This is a genomic window from Cytobacillus massiliigabonensis (assembly GCF_900199725.1).
Lineage (GTDB): Bacteria > Bacillota > Bacilli > Bacillales > Cytobacillaceae > Cytobacillus > Cytobacillus massiliigabonensis.
Genome location: NZ_LT904904.1, coordinates 601,742 through 617,423 on the forward strand (window position 1 = coordinate 601,742; position 15,682 = coordinate 617,423).

The 15,682-nt window shown below is 38.9% G+C and carries 13 protein-coding genes; 12 read left to right on the plus strand and 1 reads right to left on the minus strand.

Going from position 1 to position 15,682, the window contains the following annotated elements; translation table 11 throughout:
* Positions 1–26 precede the first annotated feature (26 nt).
* From C1726_RS14055 to C1726_RS14075, 5 genes are all read left to right on the plus strand, one after another.
* The gene (locus C1726_RS14055; RefSeq protein WP_180968202.1) at positions 27–812 is read left to right on the plus strand and encodes a DUF2877 domain-containing protein; all 786 of its coding nucleotides are present in this window, start codon (positions 27–29) and stop codon (positions 810–812) included.
* Complete coding sequence (arcC, locus tag C1726_RS14060) at positions 813–1,751, plus strand: carbamate kinase (RefSeq protein WP_102273732.1); 939 nt, start codon at positions 813–815, stop codon at positions 1,749–1,751.
* Between the two features lie 92 nt (positions 1,752–1,843).
* Positions 1,844–4,483: a sensor histidine kinase gene (locus C1726_RS14065; protein ID WP_102273733.1), complete on the plus strand. Its 2,640-nt coding sequence runs from the start codon at positions 1,844–1,846 to the stop codon at positions 4,481–4,483.
* Entirely contained in the window at positions 4,455–5,165 is a 711-nt protein-coding gene (locus tag C1726_RS14070; RefSeq protein ID WP_102273734.1) for a response regulator transcription factor, read from the plus strand. The genes C1726_RS14065 and C1726_RS14070 overlap by 29 nt, the downstream gene beginning before the upstream one ends.
* A 313-nt stretch (positions 5,166–5,478) precedes the next feature.
* On the plus strand, positions 5,479–6,735 hold the full coding sequence (locus tag C1726_RS14075; RefSeq protein ID WP_102273735.1) for an MFS transporter: 1,257 nt from the start codon (positions 5,479–5,481) through the stop codon (positions 6,733–6,735).
* Between the two features lie 53 nt (positions 6,736–6,788).
* Here C1726_RS14075 and C1726_RS14080 read toward each other — a convergent pair whose 3' ends face one another.
* Positions 6,789–8,138 carry a GGDEF domain-containing protein gene (locus C1726_RS14080; RefSeq protein WP_102273736.1) on the minus strand — a complete coding sequence of 450 codons (1,350 nt, stop codon included), beginning with the start codon at positions 8,136–8,138 and terminating at the stop codon, positions 6,789–6,791.
* Between the two features lie 227 nt (positions 8,139–8,365).
* Between C1726_RS14080 and C1726_RS14085 the strand changes: the two genes are divergently transcribed.
* From C1726_RS14085 to C1726_RS14115, 7 genes are all read left to right on the plus strand, one after another.
* Positions 8,366–9,610: an Nramp family divalent metal transporter gene (locus C1726_RS14085; RefSeq protein ID WP_102273737.1), complete on the plus strand. Its 1,245-nt coding sequence runs from the start codon at positions 8,366–8,368 to the stop codon at positions 9,608–9,610.
* Between the two features lie 20 nt (positions 9,611–9,630).
* Positions 9,631–10,647, plus strand: coding sequence for an NAD-dependent epimerase/dehydratase family protein (locus C1726_RS14090; RefSeq protein WP_102273738.1), 1,017 nt, complete (start codon positions 9,631–9,633; stop codon positions 10,645–10,647).
* Entirely contained in the window at positions 10,647–11,705 is a 1,059-nt protein-coding gene (locus tag C1726_RS14095) for a dihydrodipicolinate synthase family protein (RefSeq protein WP_102273739.1), read from the plus strand. The genes C1726_RS14090 and C1726_RS14095 overlap by 1 nt, the downstream gene beginning before the upstream one ends.
* Positions 11,706–11,980: 275 nt before the next feature.
* On the plus strand, positions 11,981–13,291 hold the full coding sequence (locus tag C1726_RS14100) for a GGDEF domain-containing protein (protein WP_142385092.1): 1,311 nt from the start codon (positions 11,981–11,983) through the stop codon (positions 13,289–13,291).
* Positions 13,292–13,296: 5 nt separating this feature from the next.
* Entirely contained in the window at positions 13,297–14,211 is a 915-nt protein-coding gene (locus C1726_RS14105) for a Gfo/Idh/MocA family oxidoreductase (protein WP_102273741.1), read from the plus strand.
* Positions 14,212–14,387: 176 nt separating this feature from the next.
* Positions 14,388–14,726: a general stress protein gene (locus C1726_RS14110; RefSeq protein ID WP_102273742.1), complete on the plus strand. Its 339-nt coding sequence runs from the start codon at positions 14,388–14,390 to the stop codon at positions 14,724–14,726.
* Between the two features lie 100 nt (positions 14,727–14,826).
* The gene (locus C1726_RS14115; protein ID WP_102273743.1) at positions 14,827–15,672 is read left to right on the plus strand and encodes an SPFH domain-containing protein; all 846 of its coding nucleotides are present in this window, start codon (positions 14,827–14,829) and stop codon (positions 15,670–15,672) included.
* Positions 15,673–15,682: the final 10 nt, after the last annotated feature.

Sequence of the window (15,682 nt, forward strand, 5' to 3'; positions counted from 1 at the left end):
GGCTGAACATACTAATGGGGGAGCGCTTGTTTTTTATCGGTACTGATAAAAATGGGAAGCTTCCATTTGGGATTCACCTTCAAAAGGAAGCCGTTCAGAAACTGCTGTCTTCCATTCAAACGCCAGCTGCTGTCCAGTGGGATGAAGTCACGAAGCAGCTAACCTTTGAAACTGGCAATATAGCAGTAAATTTTAAAAAAGGCATACCCTACTCGAACATTGTTCAGTATCCGAAGAATGAGATAACCGCTCAACACTTAGAAGCATTCATAAAAACGCTCGCTGCTGAAGGAGAAAGAACAGGATTAGATCTTGAGATTAACCAATTTCTTCTTGAATACCTTCGTATACAAAAAGAACAATCTGCTCCTCCTGCAAATACGATCGAAGTTTACCGTTTATTGATGGCAATCTCTTCCCAAGACCAATCTGAAATAGACAGAGCTGTCCGCTATTTTTTAGGAAGAGGGCGAGGCTTAACCCCATCAGGGGATGATCATCTTGTTGGTTTACTAGCTATTCATACGATCACTGGCATATGCAGCCCTCTTTTTCTGCGAACGATTCAGGAAATTCTGCTGCATGAATCGATCACTACAGATATTGGAAGAGAATACTTGCTTTACGCATTAAAAGGAGCGTTCAGCTCAACCATCGTAAATATTTTAAATTGTTTAACAGATAGGAAGAGAACGGAAGAAATAGAAAAGCAGCTATCACAATTACTTACCGTTGGTCATAGCTCAGGAATAGATACAGCCTTCGGGCTATTAATTGGGCTATTAGCAGCGATAAACTGGAGGAAAGAATAGATGGCAGAAAAAGTAGTCATTGCATTAGGCGGTAATGCCATTTTGCAGCCGAAGCAAGAAGCAACCTATGAAAATCAATTAGAAAATGTGCGGAAAAGCAGTGAAATCATTGCCCGCATCGTCAAAAATGGCCATAATGTTATTATTACACACGGCAATGGTCCCCAAGTAGGCAATATTTTGCGCCAAAATGAGGAAGCGAAGGAAGTTGTCCCTCCATTCCCATTAGATGTTTGCAGTGCAGAATCACAAGGATTCATTGGCTATATGATGGATCAAACATTGAAAAACGAATTGCAAAAGCTCAGCTTAGATCATTCTGTTGTCAGCATGCTGACGCAAACAGAAGTATCAGCTGAAGATCCTGCTTTTCAAGATCCTTCAAAACCAATTGGCGTATTTTTCACGGAAGAAGAAGCAAAGAAATTAGCTGAGGAAAAGAACTGGATTGTAAAAGAGGATGCAGGACGCGGATGGAGACGTGTTGTTCCTTCTCCAATGCCGAAATCGATTTTAGGCTCAGAGACAATTAAGCAATTAACTGATGGAAATACGATAGTTATTTCTGCTGGCGGAGGCGGAATTCCAGTCGTAAAGAACGAGGATGGCTCGCTCACAGGGATTGAAGCAGTTATTGATAAAGACCGAAGTGCATTTAAGTTAGCTGAGGAAGTACAGGCAGATGCCTTCATGATATTAACAGACGTACAAAATGTATATGTAAACTACGGCAAGCCGGATCAAAAGGCTTTAACACATATTTCATTAGAAGAAGCGAAGCAATATGTGAAAGAAGGGCAATTCTCGGCTGGAAGCATGGGACCGAAAATGGAGGCTGCCATTAAATTTGCTGAGCTTGGCGGAAGAGCCATCATTTGTTCACTAGACCAAGCAGATCTTGCAATGGAAGGAAAAGCAGGAACGCAAATTACGAAATAATGAAAATTAATTATATAATATGGTATCCGTGCTAGTTTTTAAAGCTGGCACAGATACCATTTTTCTCATTTGATATAGAAAGGAGGCCAATCATGAGAAAGGCTCGCTCCTTAAAAAAAGAACTCATTTATTCCTTTTTAACCATCGCCTTTTTTTCAATTGCCATCCTTGGGATTTTTCAAATCTATCAATTATCTTCTTTAATTAAAGAGAATCAAAGATATCAGGCACAGACGGCAAAATATCTCGCAGATTATATTGATAATTATATTTTAGACTATAAAAAAGCCATTCAAACAGAAGCACTGAATGTGAAACAGCCTTTTTTAGATAATGATATCTCCGGGGTTCAAAAGCAATTGAAGGACATAAAAACAAATTATCCCGGTTTCGTTAATATGTATGTAGGGGACAGCAAAGGGCAGTCCATCGTTTTTTATCCAGAATCCTATACCGACGGGGTTAAAAGGAAGAATCATAATTTCAGTGATCGCTATTATTATAAAGAATTATTAAAAACAAAGGACACAGTGATTTCCCCCGTTTACCATGGCAGAGGCGGGACAAATATGCTATTAGTTTCGATTGTTTCTCCTATTTTGGATGATGAAGGAGAAATGATTGGCTATGTCCTGGGGGCTTTAGATTTAAATGCTTTAGGCGAGCATATAAAAAACCGCACCTTTGGGGATGGCGGATATGCTGTTGTTATTGATCAGCAGAAAAATGTCATCGTTCACCCTGAAGTCGATACAAGAAGAGAGTTAGTGAATCTTAGTCAGTCAGCTATCGTTCAATATATTAAGAAACAGCAGAATAAAAGCGGCAGCAGCTATTTTGAATTGGATAATTTGCATGAGGATGTATTTGTTACCTATGAGAAAATAAGCAATCTTGATTGGGTTGTCTGGATAAGCAAGCCAACGGAAGCCATTACTTCAACCTATAAAAATGCCATTCTCTTAATTACCATTTTCCTTCTTATTACAGCCATTATCATGGTCATTGTCAGTCTTTTCTTAACAGATCGCTTAGAACGGACAATGAGATATTTATTAAATTATATAAAGGACTATACGAAAGGCATCAAGGAGGATACAACGGTAAAGAAGAAAATTCAAGGTCCGCAAGAAATGGAAGAGCTCTTCTATTATTTCAACCATATGATTGATGAAGTGGAAAAAAATAGAACAGAATTAATTGAATTAAATAAAGTGCTTGAAGCGAGAGTCGAAGAGCGAACAACGACGTTGAAAAATAAAAACTTAGAGCTTAAAGCGGTAAACAAACTAATTACCTCTGTTTCTTCCAATAAGGATTTAGCTCATTTTATTCAGCATTGTTTAAAAGAAATAGAGCCCTTCATGGATTATTCCATCCATGTGTTCTTTCACGATTTAGCTGTAACAACGAATACAATCCATACGAATCAAAATCTATTGCAGTATCTTAGCAAAAATATAGTTGGCGAACAGCAGTATATCGAGCCGATTCAGATTGAAAAAAATAATAGAGGCTTTTTAATTGTTGACCTTATGAACAAGCAAGCAATCACAACGAGCCAGCAGGAATTCCTCCGTACCTTTGCCGGCTCATTAGCGGTCATGCTGCAAAATAAATTCCTATTTGAACAAATCCGCAATAAGCATGCCGTGTTAGCTGCCGTATTGGAAAGTATGTCTGAAGGATTAATGCTTGTAAATAACCAAAAAGAGGTTGAATATGTGAACGAGTTCTTTCTTTCTGCCGTTAAAATTGGAAAAGAGAAAGAATTGGTTAGCTTTAATGATGTTTATAAACAATTTATCAACATCTTTGCTGTTGACCGTGAAGAGCTGTCTGCCTTCTTTGCTAATAAAAAGAAAGAATTAAAATTAGAATACAAGGCTAGGCAAAAGAAGCCTAAATATTATATTCTTCATAAATTTTCGGTCATGCTTGATGAGGATGAAATTGGCGAAGGCTTATTATTGCGCGATATCACGAAGGAAGAAGAAATTGATACATTAAAAAATAATTTAATTTCTCTTACTTCTCATGAGTTTAAAACACCGATTACCAATATTAAGGGCAGTGTAGAAACATTGCTCCGTCCTGAGGTTGAATGGGAACCAGAATTTCAGCAGGAGCTGTTAGAGGGTGTACATGAAGATATTGAAAGGATTCTCCATTTAGTAAATGACTGGATGGACATCTCGAAGATTGAATCAGGAACGATGTATGTCGAACGTCAGATGGTTCGTACAAGCTATCTCATAGAAAAATCAATGGAGCAAATCCCCCTTGCATTGCGTGAAGATGCAAGCTTCCATTTTCATAATAAGCTTGGAGAAGATTTCACCTTTTATGCCGATAAAATTCGCGTTCAGCAAGTGCTCGTCAATTTAATGACCAATGCCCTTCGTTATAATGATGCGAGCTTGAAGAAGATTGATATAACACTAGATCGGACGGATGATTTTATCACAATAGCCGTTTCCGACAATGGGATAGGCATTTCAGAAGATCATATAACGAAAATCTTCAATCATTTTTATCAGGTCGATGTTACAGCCACAAGGCGGACAGGAGGGACAGGCCTTGGGCTTGCGATTTGTGTTGGAATTATGGAGGCGCATGAAGGAAAAATTGAAGCCATTAGTGAGCCGGGAAAAGGAAGTACATTTATCTTAAATTTTCCCAATAAAAGCGGGAGGGACATAGATGAAAAATCAAAAGATTTGTATCGTTGATGATGAACCGAAAATTCTGCGATTTATTTCCGCAAACTTAAAATCTATCGGGTACGAAGTATCGACTGTTAGCTCAGGAGAAGAATTATTTGAGAAATTCGATCTAATTTCCCCTGATTTAATTCTGCTGGATATTATGATGCCAGGACAGGATGGCTTTTATGTGTTAGAAAAGCTGCGCAAGTTCTCAAATGTACCTGTTATCATGCTTACTGCTAGAAGCAATGCCAAGGATAAGGTGCAGGGATTAAATGTTGGAGCAGACGATTATTTAACAAAGCCGTTTTCATTAGATGAACTATTTGCACGAGTGAATGCCGTTTTAAGAAGGACCCAGTCCAGTGCAGATCCGCAAACTGCGGCAACACCAGTTATCCGGACAGGCGTATTAACAATTGATCTTGGAAGTAAACGCTGCTGGATCAACGATGAGGAGTTTAAGCTAACACAAACCGAATATTCGGTAATGGAAATTTTAGCCCTCAATCTTGATAAAGTGGTTCAGCATGAAATATTGCTTTCAGAGGTTTGGGGACCGCAATATCGAGATGACATCGAATATTTGCGTGTGGGGATTGCGCGAATCCGCAGAAAAATAAAGGAGCATTTGCACAATAAAGAGGAATATATTGTCACCTATCCAGGCCTTGGCTATATGCTGAAGAGCGTTCCGCACGAATAGAAATTATTAAAGCTGACTTATTATGTTCGTTTTTTAACGGCATTTTGAGTCAGCTTTTTTGTGTGAAAAAATAAATGGCCGGTCTGATTAATTGAATAATCCTTTATGTATGGAGTAAAACCCGTGCAGTTGAAATTAGGCAGACTGACATTCTTTATAAATGACTTTTACCTGCATTTTAATCTTTTTGCAATGTAAACCCTTTCATTTTTATTCGACTGTAATGCTTTTTATCCTATAGTTTGGGTGAGGCTGAAATATTAATTTTTACTTAAGATCCATACAAATAAATCTAAATTGGGAGGAAAACAAAATGGCAAAAGTTTTAAATCAAGATGAGCCAGTACCTGTATCTAAGGGTGAAATACCGTATTGGGTTAAAATCACGATTGTCTTCTTTTTAGGCTGGGTTGCTCTTTATGCTACACGGGCAATTCTTAACCCGGTAATGGACAATATTCAAGCAGAGTTTAGTTTATCTGCGGCACAATTAGGTTTAATCAGCAGTATCTTTTTCATTGGATATGCCGGACTAAACGTTCCATCAGGAATACTAGGAGATAAGATTGGAAAGAAAAAAGTCCTTGTTCCTGGAGTTATTCTGTTCGGGATCATGGCAGCGGTAACAGGCATGATGCCTTCATTTACACTTTTCATGATCGCCTGGCTGTTGGTTGGGATCTTTCAAGGGTTCTATTATGGCCCACAGTACGGGTTATCATCTGAAGCGATTCCCAAAAAGCATATTACTGTAGGAAGTGCAATTATTAACAGCGGAATGGCATTTGGTTTATCAGCTGGTTACTTCATTTCCAGTTACACAGTCGGTACACTTGGAATGAGCTGGAGAGCTCCATTCTATGTCATTGCAATACCTGTCGTGCTTATCGGCTTGGCTATGTGGTGGGTTATTAAAGACAAGCCAAAAACAGCTGCAGGAGATTCAGCTGGAGAAGCGAAACCAAAGCTCAAAATGAAAGAGCTATTTAGCAGAAACTTAGTTTTTGCATACATTACGATTTTCTGTGCGATCTATGCATTCTTCGTAGTAGTTACTTGGATTCCATATTATTTGCAGCATGCAAGAGGAATTGATGGAACAGAGGTTGCTGTTGTTTCTTCATTAGTTCCATGGGCAGCCATTCCAGGGTCCATTCTCTTTAGCTGGATTGCGGATAGAATGGGAAAACGCCGTCCAGTATTGCTAGTGATGCTTCCACTTTCTATTATTGCAATTGTATCTATCGTTGCATTTGATAGTATGTGGGTTCTATATGCTGCTTTAATCGGCTACGGGATATTTGGTAAAATTAGCACGAACCCCGTGCTTGTCGCAGTCGTAGCTGATAACGCGCCAAAACATGCATTAAGTACAGCATTTGGCTTCTACAACTTTATCGGAATGTGCGGATCCATATTGGCTCCATATATTACTGGATTCCTTACAGATGTCACAGGCACATTGAATGCTGGATTCTATTTCGCAGGCATTCTTCTAGTCATCGGTACAATATCAGTGTTATTCATCAAAGAGAATAACCGTCCGAACGTGGAAGGTGCAGCAAATTAAAAAAAGATCCCGAATCTTATATAGCAGATTCGGGATCTATCATTCTTACAAATTTATTCTCTTGCTTTAATTGAATACATCTCTCTATCAGCCTGCTGCAGCAAACGATCTAGATTAGCCTGAGAAGCTTTCACGATAGATGACCTGCCAATACTTGCTGAAACACTGATAGAAATGCCTTTTACTTCAAATGAACAACTCAGCGCCTCCTGAATTCGATGGATGGCTGAATTTGTCATAGCATCATCCACGTTTGATAATAGGATAACAAATTCATCTCCGCCCATCCGGCATAATAAATCTGTTTCAGCAATCTCCTCTTGAATTCTAGCAGAAACCTTTTGAAGCAGAAGATCACCTGCCTCATGGCCATACGTATCATTTACTTGCTTAAAGGCGTTCATATCAATAAATAGAATCGCTAATGTACTTTCCATCTTCTGCAGGCTTTCAAAATTTTGCTTAAGCTTATAACGATTAGCTGCCCCTGTTAATGAATCATAATAAGCTAGCTTCTTAATATGCTCCTCCATCTGTTTTTGTTTCGTTATATCAATCAAGATTCCCTCTACCCTTGACGCGGATTCCTCTTCATTAGAGAAAGAAACACCTCGGCATTGCAGCCATGTAATGTCTCCTTTACTGTTTACAACTCGATATTCAGCCGTTTGAGCTTCCCCTTTTTTAATGGCAAAAAATGCATTTCTTAGAATGCTGCTATCTTCGGAATGTATGCAGTTATCGATCATCCATTTGCCGCTAATCTCCAGTGTATCTGGCAGTTCCGGCAAGTTAGGTATTTTATTTGATAGGGATAATCTATCAGTGGATGGATCATATGACCATGTAATAATATCGGTTTGTTGAAGGACATGGTTCAGCTTATTGCTAGATTCTTCTGACTGCTTCCATAAAAGATGGGTTACTTTTATAAATAGGAATAAGAATCCCATCAGAAATAATCCAAAAATGAGAAAGAAAACAAAATCTCCGCTAGCCACATTCGGAAAAATCTCATTTCGAAAAGAAAAGAATGCATAAAACGTAAGAAGCAGGGAGCCTGTCCCTGCAAGCAATACTGCGCGATAATTTTGGTAAACAGCACTTAAAGGAAGACCCAGCCACATAAATAAATAGTTTATTAAATAAGGAGAATCCGTCAGCAGAAAAAAGAAATAAAGATATGTAAATATGATTACTGTATACATAGTTAAAACGGGGTTGATCTTTTTAATAATAAACAGCAGCAGGATAGTTGCTGCAATCATAAATATGATTACCGGAGGAAAAACACTAGCAACGCCCTCAATTAATACATTAATGGACACTTGAATGAAATAAAATACAACAATCAAACTAAAAAGAATCGCATTTCGGCGATGTAATATTTCTTTATATATCATATGAAGTCAATCCTATTCATAATATGGGAGTTTCCTTATCTAGTAGTATATTCCTATTTTAACATGTTGTAGGACACCAAGGTATTATTTTAGACACAGGGACATGTATACAGTCTCTTTTTTTATTTGCCGGGAGCAAATTAAAGACATATTAAAGACATGTCAATTAAACACCTTCTGTTTTATGATTATATAGAAGATTCAGATAATAAAAGGAGGCGAGTTTAATGAAGTTGGAGAATGAAGGGACAGAACCTGGTGTACATGTAAATGGAGGGAAGAAGAATATTTTAAAGTATCTTGGTCCTGCATTTATTACTTCTGCCTTAGTTTTAGGTCCAGGAAGTGTGACGCTGTCATCAAAAATTGGGGCGATATACGGCACCGATCTTGTATGGGCAATTTTCGCTGCGATTATCTTTATGATGTGCTACACAGAGATGAGCACACGAATTGGTCTTGCTGCCAATCAAAGCTTCATTCATGTCATGCTGAATAAATGGGGGAAACTGGTATCTGTTCTAATAGGTGTAGGAGCCTTTTTAGTAACAGCCTCTTTCCAAGCAGGTAATTCGATTGGTACAGGAATTGCGATGAAAGCATTGACAGGTGTTCATTCAACTGTATGGATCGTTCTCATGTCCATCCTTGCCATTGCCCTATTATTTGCTAAACAGTTTTATGCGATTTTAGAAAAGCTTATGCTTGGGCTTGTTTTAGTTATGCTGGGTGCTTTTTTAATCACCTTTATCGCAGTCAAACCATCCTTTTCGGATATTTTCAGCGGATTTATACCAGCCATTCCTTCAGGAAGCATTGGGTTAGTTATTGCCCTTTTTGCAACAAGTTTCTCTATCGTAGGTGCTGTCTATCAATCTTATTTAGTTCAAGAAAAAGGCTGGACGATTAAAGATGCGAAAAGCAGTACACGAGAGTCCTATTTAGGGATTTTCATTTTAGGATTCATTTCATTCTTAATTATGGTCGTTGCTTCAGCTGTATTAAAGCCACAAGGATTAGTGGTAAACGACGCCTCAGAAATGGGTGCATCCCTTGAACCTTTATTTGGTTCATGGGCAACCGTTGTATTTATGATTGGGCTGTTGGGCGCATCCTATTCATCACTAATAGGGAATGCGACAATTGGCGGATCGATGTTAGCGGATGGATTGGGCTTTGGCAGCAAACTCTCAAATATGAAAGTGAAAATTGCCATTGTTGGCGTAATCCTATTTGGTTCAATCGTTGCCATTATTTTTGGGTCTGCACCAGTAAACCTTATCGTTTTCGCCCAAGCCGTTACCATTTTTATTGTTCCCTTTATCGCCATTTGTATTTTAGTTGTAGCAAATGATGAAAAAATTATGGGAGCTTTAAAAAATAGACTAACTAGTAATCTATTTGGAATTCTAGGGTTGCTAGTTTTACTTTACCTAGCATTTAATAACTTCAAAAATATCTTTCTTTCTTAAACCATAAGGAGTTGTAATTCATGCAAAATGTACAGCAATTAGAAGAATTAATGACAAAACCGTCCAACGCCTTAATAGAGGACATAAAGAAATTAGAAGGCGATATTTTAATAGTCGGGGTAGGCGGGAAAATGGGTCCCACACTTGCCAAGAAGACCAAGCGAGCAATTGACGAAGCAGGAATTAACAAAAAAGTCATAGGGGTTTCAAGGTTTACTTCTGGGAATTTAAAAGAAGAATTAGAGGAAGCAGGCATTGAGACAATTACAGCTGATTTAATGGATGAAGAACAGCTGGCAGCTTTGCCAAAGCTGCCCAATGTTATTTACATGGCTGGGAATAAATTTGGAACGTCTGGAAATGAACATTATACTTGGGCGATGAATACGTATTTACCGGGAAGAATAGCCGAACATTTCAGCGGCTCCCGCATTGTTGCCTTTTCTACAGGGAATGTCTATCCGCTTGTTCCAGTACAAAAAGGAGGGTGCGATGAATCCCATCCAGTAGATCCTGTTGGGGAATATGGTCAATCATCCTTGGGCCGTGAACGAGTTTTAACCTATTTTTCTCACCGAGATCAGACGCCACTTACAATTTTTCGTTTAAATTATGCAATTGACATGCGATATGGAGTACTTCTCGAAATTGCAAAAGCTGTCTATCATTCTACTTCTATCGATTTGTCGATGGGGCATGTCAATGTTATATGGCAAGGGGACGCAAATGAATATGCCATTCGCTCCCTATTGATTGCAAGCTCGCCTCCAGCCATCTTAAATGTAACTGGTCCTGAAACATTGCCTGTACGCTGGATTGCAGAGCAATTTGCAAAAAGGTTTGGAAAAGAGCCTGTATTTCAAGGACAGGAGCAAGAAACTGCTCTGCTAAATAATGCTGGAAAAGCGCATCGATTATTCGGCTATCCAAGTGTATCCATTCATGAAATGCTTGATTGGACAGCAAGTTGGGTCATGAATGATGGCGAAACAATTAACAAGCCCACACATTTTCAGGAAAGGAAGGGGCAATTTTAATGGAGCTTTCACCTGAAAAATGGACACTGCTGCATGATGGTGCATTCATCCCAGCCCATCCCTTAGCTTTAACCGAACAGAAGCAATTAGATGAAGCTTCCCAACGGAGATTAACCCGTTATTATATGGAAGCGGGTGTGGATGGAATTGCTGTCGGAGTCCATACAACACAGTTTGAAATTCGTGATCCGAAATTCAACCTGTTCGAAGATGTGCTGAGAATAGCTTCTGAAGAAGTGGACAAAGCAAAGCTTAATCGTCCTTTTTTAAAAATCGCTGGGGTCTGCGGACCAACCGAGCAGGCGGTTGAAGAAGCAAAGATAGCAAGAAATTTGGGCTATGACCTTGTTTTATTAAGCAACGGGGGTTTAAATCATTACACAGAGGCCGACTTGCTAAGACGGACGGAATTGATTGCCGAAGTTATTCCAGTCTTTGGGTTCTATTTGCAGCCTGCGGTTGGAGGAAGAGTATTCACCTACAATTTTTGGAAGGAATTTGCCGATATTAAAAATGTCCTTGCAATTAAAATGGCTCCTTTTAATCGATATCAAACACTTGATGTCGCAAGAGCTGTCTGTGAATCCAAGCGAAGAGAGGAAATTGCGCTATATACCGGGAATGATGATAATATTGTCATAGATTTACTGACAACATATGCATTTAATATAAACGGGCAAGAAGTGAAAAAGCCAATAGTTGGAGGCTTACTTGGCCATTGGTCTGTTTGGACGAAAAGTGCTGTTCAATTATTTAAAGCGATAAAAGAAGCAAAAAGAAAAGAAACCATCGATTTAAAATGGCTGACAATTGCCCAAAAAGTGACAGATGCAAATGCAGCGTTTTTTGATTCTGCCAATCAATTTAAAGGAAGTATTTCAGGAATCAATGAAGTGTTAAAAAGGCAAGGACTGCTTCAAGGAAATTGGTGCTTAGCCGATCATGAAGTAATGAGCGATGGGCAAAGTGAAGAAATTAGCCGAGTCACTGCCGTATACCCAGAGCTCAATGACGACTCTTTTATTAAATCCTTTTTATCGCAGATTAGCGGGCAGTAAGATCCTTAACGAAAAGGAAGTCGAGGAAACGAGATGCGTTAGTGGGGGATCAACTGCCCGTAAATGCCCGATTGGCTTAACTAATCATCAGTGAGGAATGAGAGCCGGATAAGAATGCCGCTTCCTATGGCAACGTAAGCACTAGCAAGTCCTATGCTTCGGAAAACCCCCACTGATGGAAGTTTCACATTATCGCAAGAAGCTCATGTATAATGAATAGAAAGGCACATTCTTTCGGGTGTGCCTTTTTTGATAATCGAAAAGGAGTGGTTGAATTGGACGTACATATTAAAGTTGGAGTGATTGGTCCACTTTGGATTAAGGAAATTTTCCAAAGATGCTTTGATCTATTTCCATCGATGACACCAATTTATCGCCTCTCCAATCAGTTAAGTGATGCATTGGTATTTACTAAGGAGCTTCGAGGACAGGTGGATTGTTTACTCTATTCGGGAAGAGCCCCTTATTTAACTGCAAGAATGGAGATTCCAGCACAGCTTCCTTCCTTTTACGTTCCTTTGAAAGGTTCGGGGTTATATCGTGCCCTTTATTTACTAAACAAAAAACAACCCTTGTCCCATATAAGTTTTGACGGCATTCAAGTTCCATATATCGAGAATACGAGACAATCACTCCAGGAATCATTCACATATACCCATTTTAATGAATTAGTCCACGCAGATAATGTAGATGAGGTAGTTGAACACCATCTATCAGTTGTTGAAAATAATCCAAATCGTGCCGTTATAACGAGTTTAAAGCTAATAAGTGAAAAATTAAGCCAGCTAGGGATTGCCAATGAATGGCTGAAGCCAACAGAAGAAGATATTATTGTCATTTTAGAACGGCTCTTGCTGTCAACAACTCAGCGAAAGGAAAAGGAAACACAGATTGTTTTTGGCAGAATTTATGTGGACCAATCAGCTCTAATGAAGGACTTTGCTACAGAAAAACAATTACAAAAACGTATTCATGATATTTATAAAACTTTATTACATTTTGCGGAGCAATTTGATGCCTATTTAACAGCCCTAAATGATGCTGAATATATATTTGTTACGAATCGCGGAACATTTGAACGAATTACTGAAGGATACAAATTCTTGCCCTTATTAAATGAAATGAAAAAGTCGCTGAATATTCATCTATCCATCGGAATAGGGTTCGGGTCAACAGCGATTGAATCCGGCAAAAATGCTCGATTTGCTCTTTACCAGGCACAGGATTATGGCGGGCAATGCGGATTCATTGTTCGCGAAGACCGGAAAGTCTTTGGACCGATTGATCTTATTTCTCCAATTACTTACCCGCTTTCTGTAACAGATGCGAAGCTTCTTGAGTTGGCTGAGAAATCAGGAATTAATGCGGTTCATTTAGAAAAGGCATTAGCGATGATTAAAAGGAATCGGCTCAATGAATTTACGGCACAGGATGTTGCCAATATGCTAGGAATTACTATTAGAAGTGCCCATCGCATTCTACAGGCTTGGTTAGATATTAATATTGTAGAAGTGACAGGGACAGAAAAGCTCACAACTAGGGGGCGGCCACGTCAAGTTTTTTCAATGATTACTAATGAGGAGTAGTGAAGATGAGAATTGGATTAATGGGGTTAGACACATCTCATAGTGAAATTTTCACTCGATTGCTGAATGATACAAGTGATCCCAGCCATCTTGAGGCAGGAAGAATCACACATGCACTCCCAATCTTTTCAAAGGATCTGCCAATTAGCAGGGATCGCTTTCCATACTATAAGAATATCGTTGAAAACAAATACAAAGTAAAGATTGTAGAAGACATAGATGTGTTCATGAGAAGTGTCGATGCTGTTCTATTGGCAACAGTCGATGGCCGGAATCACCTGTCTTGGTTAAAGAATATTGTTCGATACAAAAAGCCAATATTCATTGATAAGCCAATCGTCATGAGCAGCAAGGAAATGAAGACAGTGATGGAGCTCAGTGAAAACCATCAAACACCGATCATGAGCTCTTCCTCTTTGCGCTATGCGCAATCTATCAAAAATATAGATTCAAGCGGATTTATTAGTGCATATATATATGGTCCATTGCCGCAGCAGACTGCTATGCCGGGATATTTTTGGTATGGGATACATTTGATCGAGATGATTGTAACGCTTTTTGGAACGGATATCCAAATGGTCAAAAAAGAGAAATTTGATGAAAAATATGAGTTGCTAACGTTATCATATTCTGACAGCCGCCAAGTAATCCTGCGAGGAGATTATGATTGGCACAACCGTTTTGGGGGCGTCATTCACTACAAAGATCGTGCAGAAACATTCGAGCTATGGCAGGATGAACGACCGTATTATGCAAACCTATTAGCAGAAATCGTGAAATTTTTTAATACAGGCTTATCACCAGTTCCTCTTGTAGAAACTGCGAAGATTATAAAAATAATAGAACAAATTAACATGCTGGGAGGGACAGAGGGACAGAGGGACAGGTTCCTTATCCCAGCTAGAGATCCAATAATTTAAACTGTCTATAAAAAACTCCAATTTTGTTTACCATTAAACAAAATTGGAGTTTTATTCATTCAAGTCCTATATGTTTATTAGATGGTCTTTCTATGAAAAAATGTTTCAAATCTATCAAAAAAGGTTATGTAATAGAAGACAACTAAATAATAAAAAATACTTGGAGGATGATAGTTATGCGTAAAGTACTAGTAGCCACTAATGCGATCGAGGTTCAAGAAAAAATTTCTCAACTAGTTGCTGAAGGGTATTCGAAGGATCAAATATATACTTTTGCACATGATAAAGACTACTCCAAAGAATTAACGGATGACACTTCCACTCAAAGCGTGGGATTAGAAGAAAAAGGGATAGTAGATACCGTTGCCAATCTATTTAAGTCACGCGGAAATGAGCTGCGGAGCCAATTTGAAACACTAGGATTAACCCAATTTGAGGCTGAGCAATATGAAGCGGAGCTGGATCGAGGAAAAATTATCATTGTTGCCTCAAATGAAGAATTTTCAACCGTATGATTTTATTAACCACCTTAACGGGTGGTTTTTTTTTATTTACAATTTTTCCTAAAAGTGATATCATAATAATATAAGTTAGATATTGTGAGGAGTGAGCAAAATGAGGGATAAAAACGTATTTCAGGTAAATGGGTTTATTGGAATTTTAGCGATTGTCGCCTTGCTTGGACTTGGTGTATGGCTTTTAATTACTGAGGAGCTATTTGCCGTTGCTATTCCATTAATTGCTGTAGCTGTTCTTTTGGCAAGCGGAATTACGATTGTCCAGCCAAACCAGGCAGCTGTCGTTACTTTTTTCGGAAAGTATTTAGGTTCGATTCGCAACAATGGACTTTACTTGACTGTGCCGCTTTCATTGCGTCGCAATGTGTCGTTGAGAGTTCGAAACTTTAATAGCAAGCGTTTGAAAGTAAATGATGTGGAAGGGAATCCGATTGAGATTGCAGCGGTGATTGTTTTCAAGGTTGTCGATTCGGCTAAAGCTGTGTTTGATGTAGACAATTATGAGGAATTTGTTGAGATTCAAAGTGAAACAGCGATTCGTCATGTGGCAACGAAGTATCCTTATGATACGTTTGAAGATGCAGACCTTACATTAAGAGGAAATGCAGAAGAGGTTTCCAATGAACTAACTGCTGATTTGCAAGACCGCCTGAATGTGGCTGGGGTTGAAGTGATTGAAGCAAGACTGACTCATCTTGCCTACTCAACTGAGATTGCCCAAGCGATGCTGCAGCGTCAGCAAGCGACTGCCATCATCTCAGCCCGTCAGAAAATTGTTGAAGGTGCTGTCGGAATGGCACAAATGGCGATTAAACAATTAGAAGCGGATAAAACGATTGATTTAGATGATGAACGCAAAGTGCAAATGGTAAATAACTTATTAGTTGCGATTGTAGCGGAAAAACCAGCCCAGCCTGTTATTAATACGGGGACACTATATTAATGAGTGAGCT

Coding starts and splice junctions, on each gene's coding strand:
- arcC (WP_102273732.1), top strand. CDS start 813: ATGGCAGAAAAAGTAGTCATTGCATTAGGCGGTAATGCCATTTTGCAG.
- C1726_RS14065 (WP_102273733.1), top strand. CDS start 1,844: ATGAGAAAGGCTCGCTCCTTAAAAAAAGAACTCATTTATTCCTTTTTA.
- C1726_RS14070 (WP_102273734.1), top strand. CDS start 4,455: ATGAAAAATCAAAAGATTTGTATCGTTGATGATGAACCGAAAATTCTG.
- C1726_RS14075 (WP_102273735.1), top strand. CDS start 5,479: ATGGCAAAAGTTTTAAATCAAGATGAGCCAGTACCTGTATCTAAGGGT.
- C1726_RS14080 (WP_102273736.1), bottom strand. CDS start 8,138: ATGATATATAAAGAAATATTACATCGCCGAAATGCGATTCTTTTTAGT.
- C1726_RS14085 (WP_102273737.1), top strand. CDS start 8,366: ATGAAGTTGGAGAATGAAGGGACAGAACCTGGTGTACATGTAAATGGA.
- C1726_RS14090 (WP_102273738.1), top strand. CDS start 9,631: ATGCAAAATGTACAGCAATTAGAAGAATTAATGACAAAACCGTCCAAC.
- C1726_RS14095 (WP_102273739.1), top strand. CDS start 10,647: ATGGAGCTTTCACCTGAAAAATGGACACTGCTGCATGATGGTGCATTC.
- C1726_RS14105 (WP_102273741.1), top strand. CDS start 13,297: ATGAGAATTGGATTAATGGGGTTAGACACATCTCATAGTGAAATTTTC.
- C1726_RS14110 (WP_102273742.1), top strand. CDS start 14,388: ATGCGTAAAGTACTAGTAGCCACTAATGCGATCGAGGTTCAAGAAAAA.
- C1726_RS14115 (WP_102273743.1), top strand. CDS start 14,827: ATGAGGGATAAAAACGTATTTCAGGTAAATGGGTTTATTGGAATTTTA.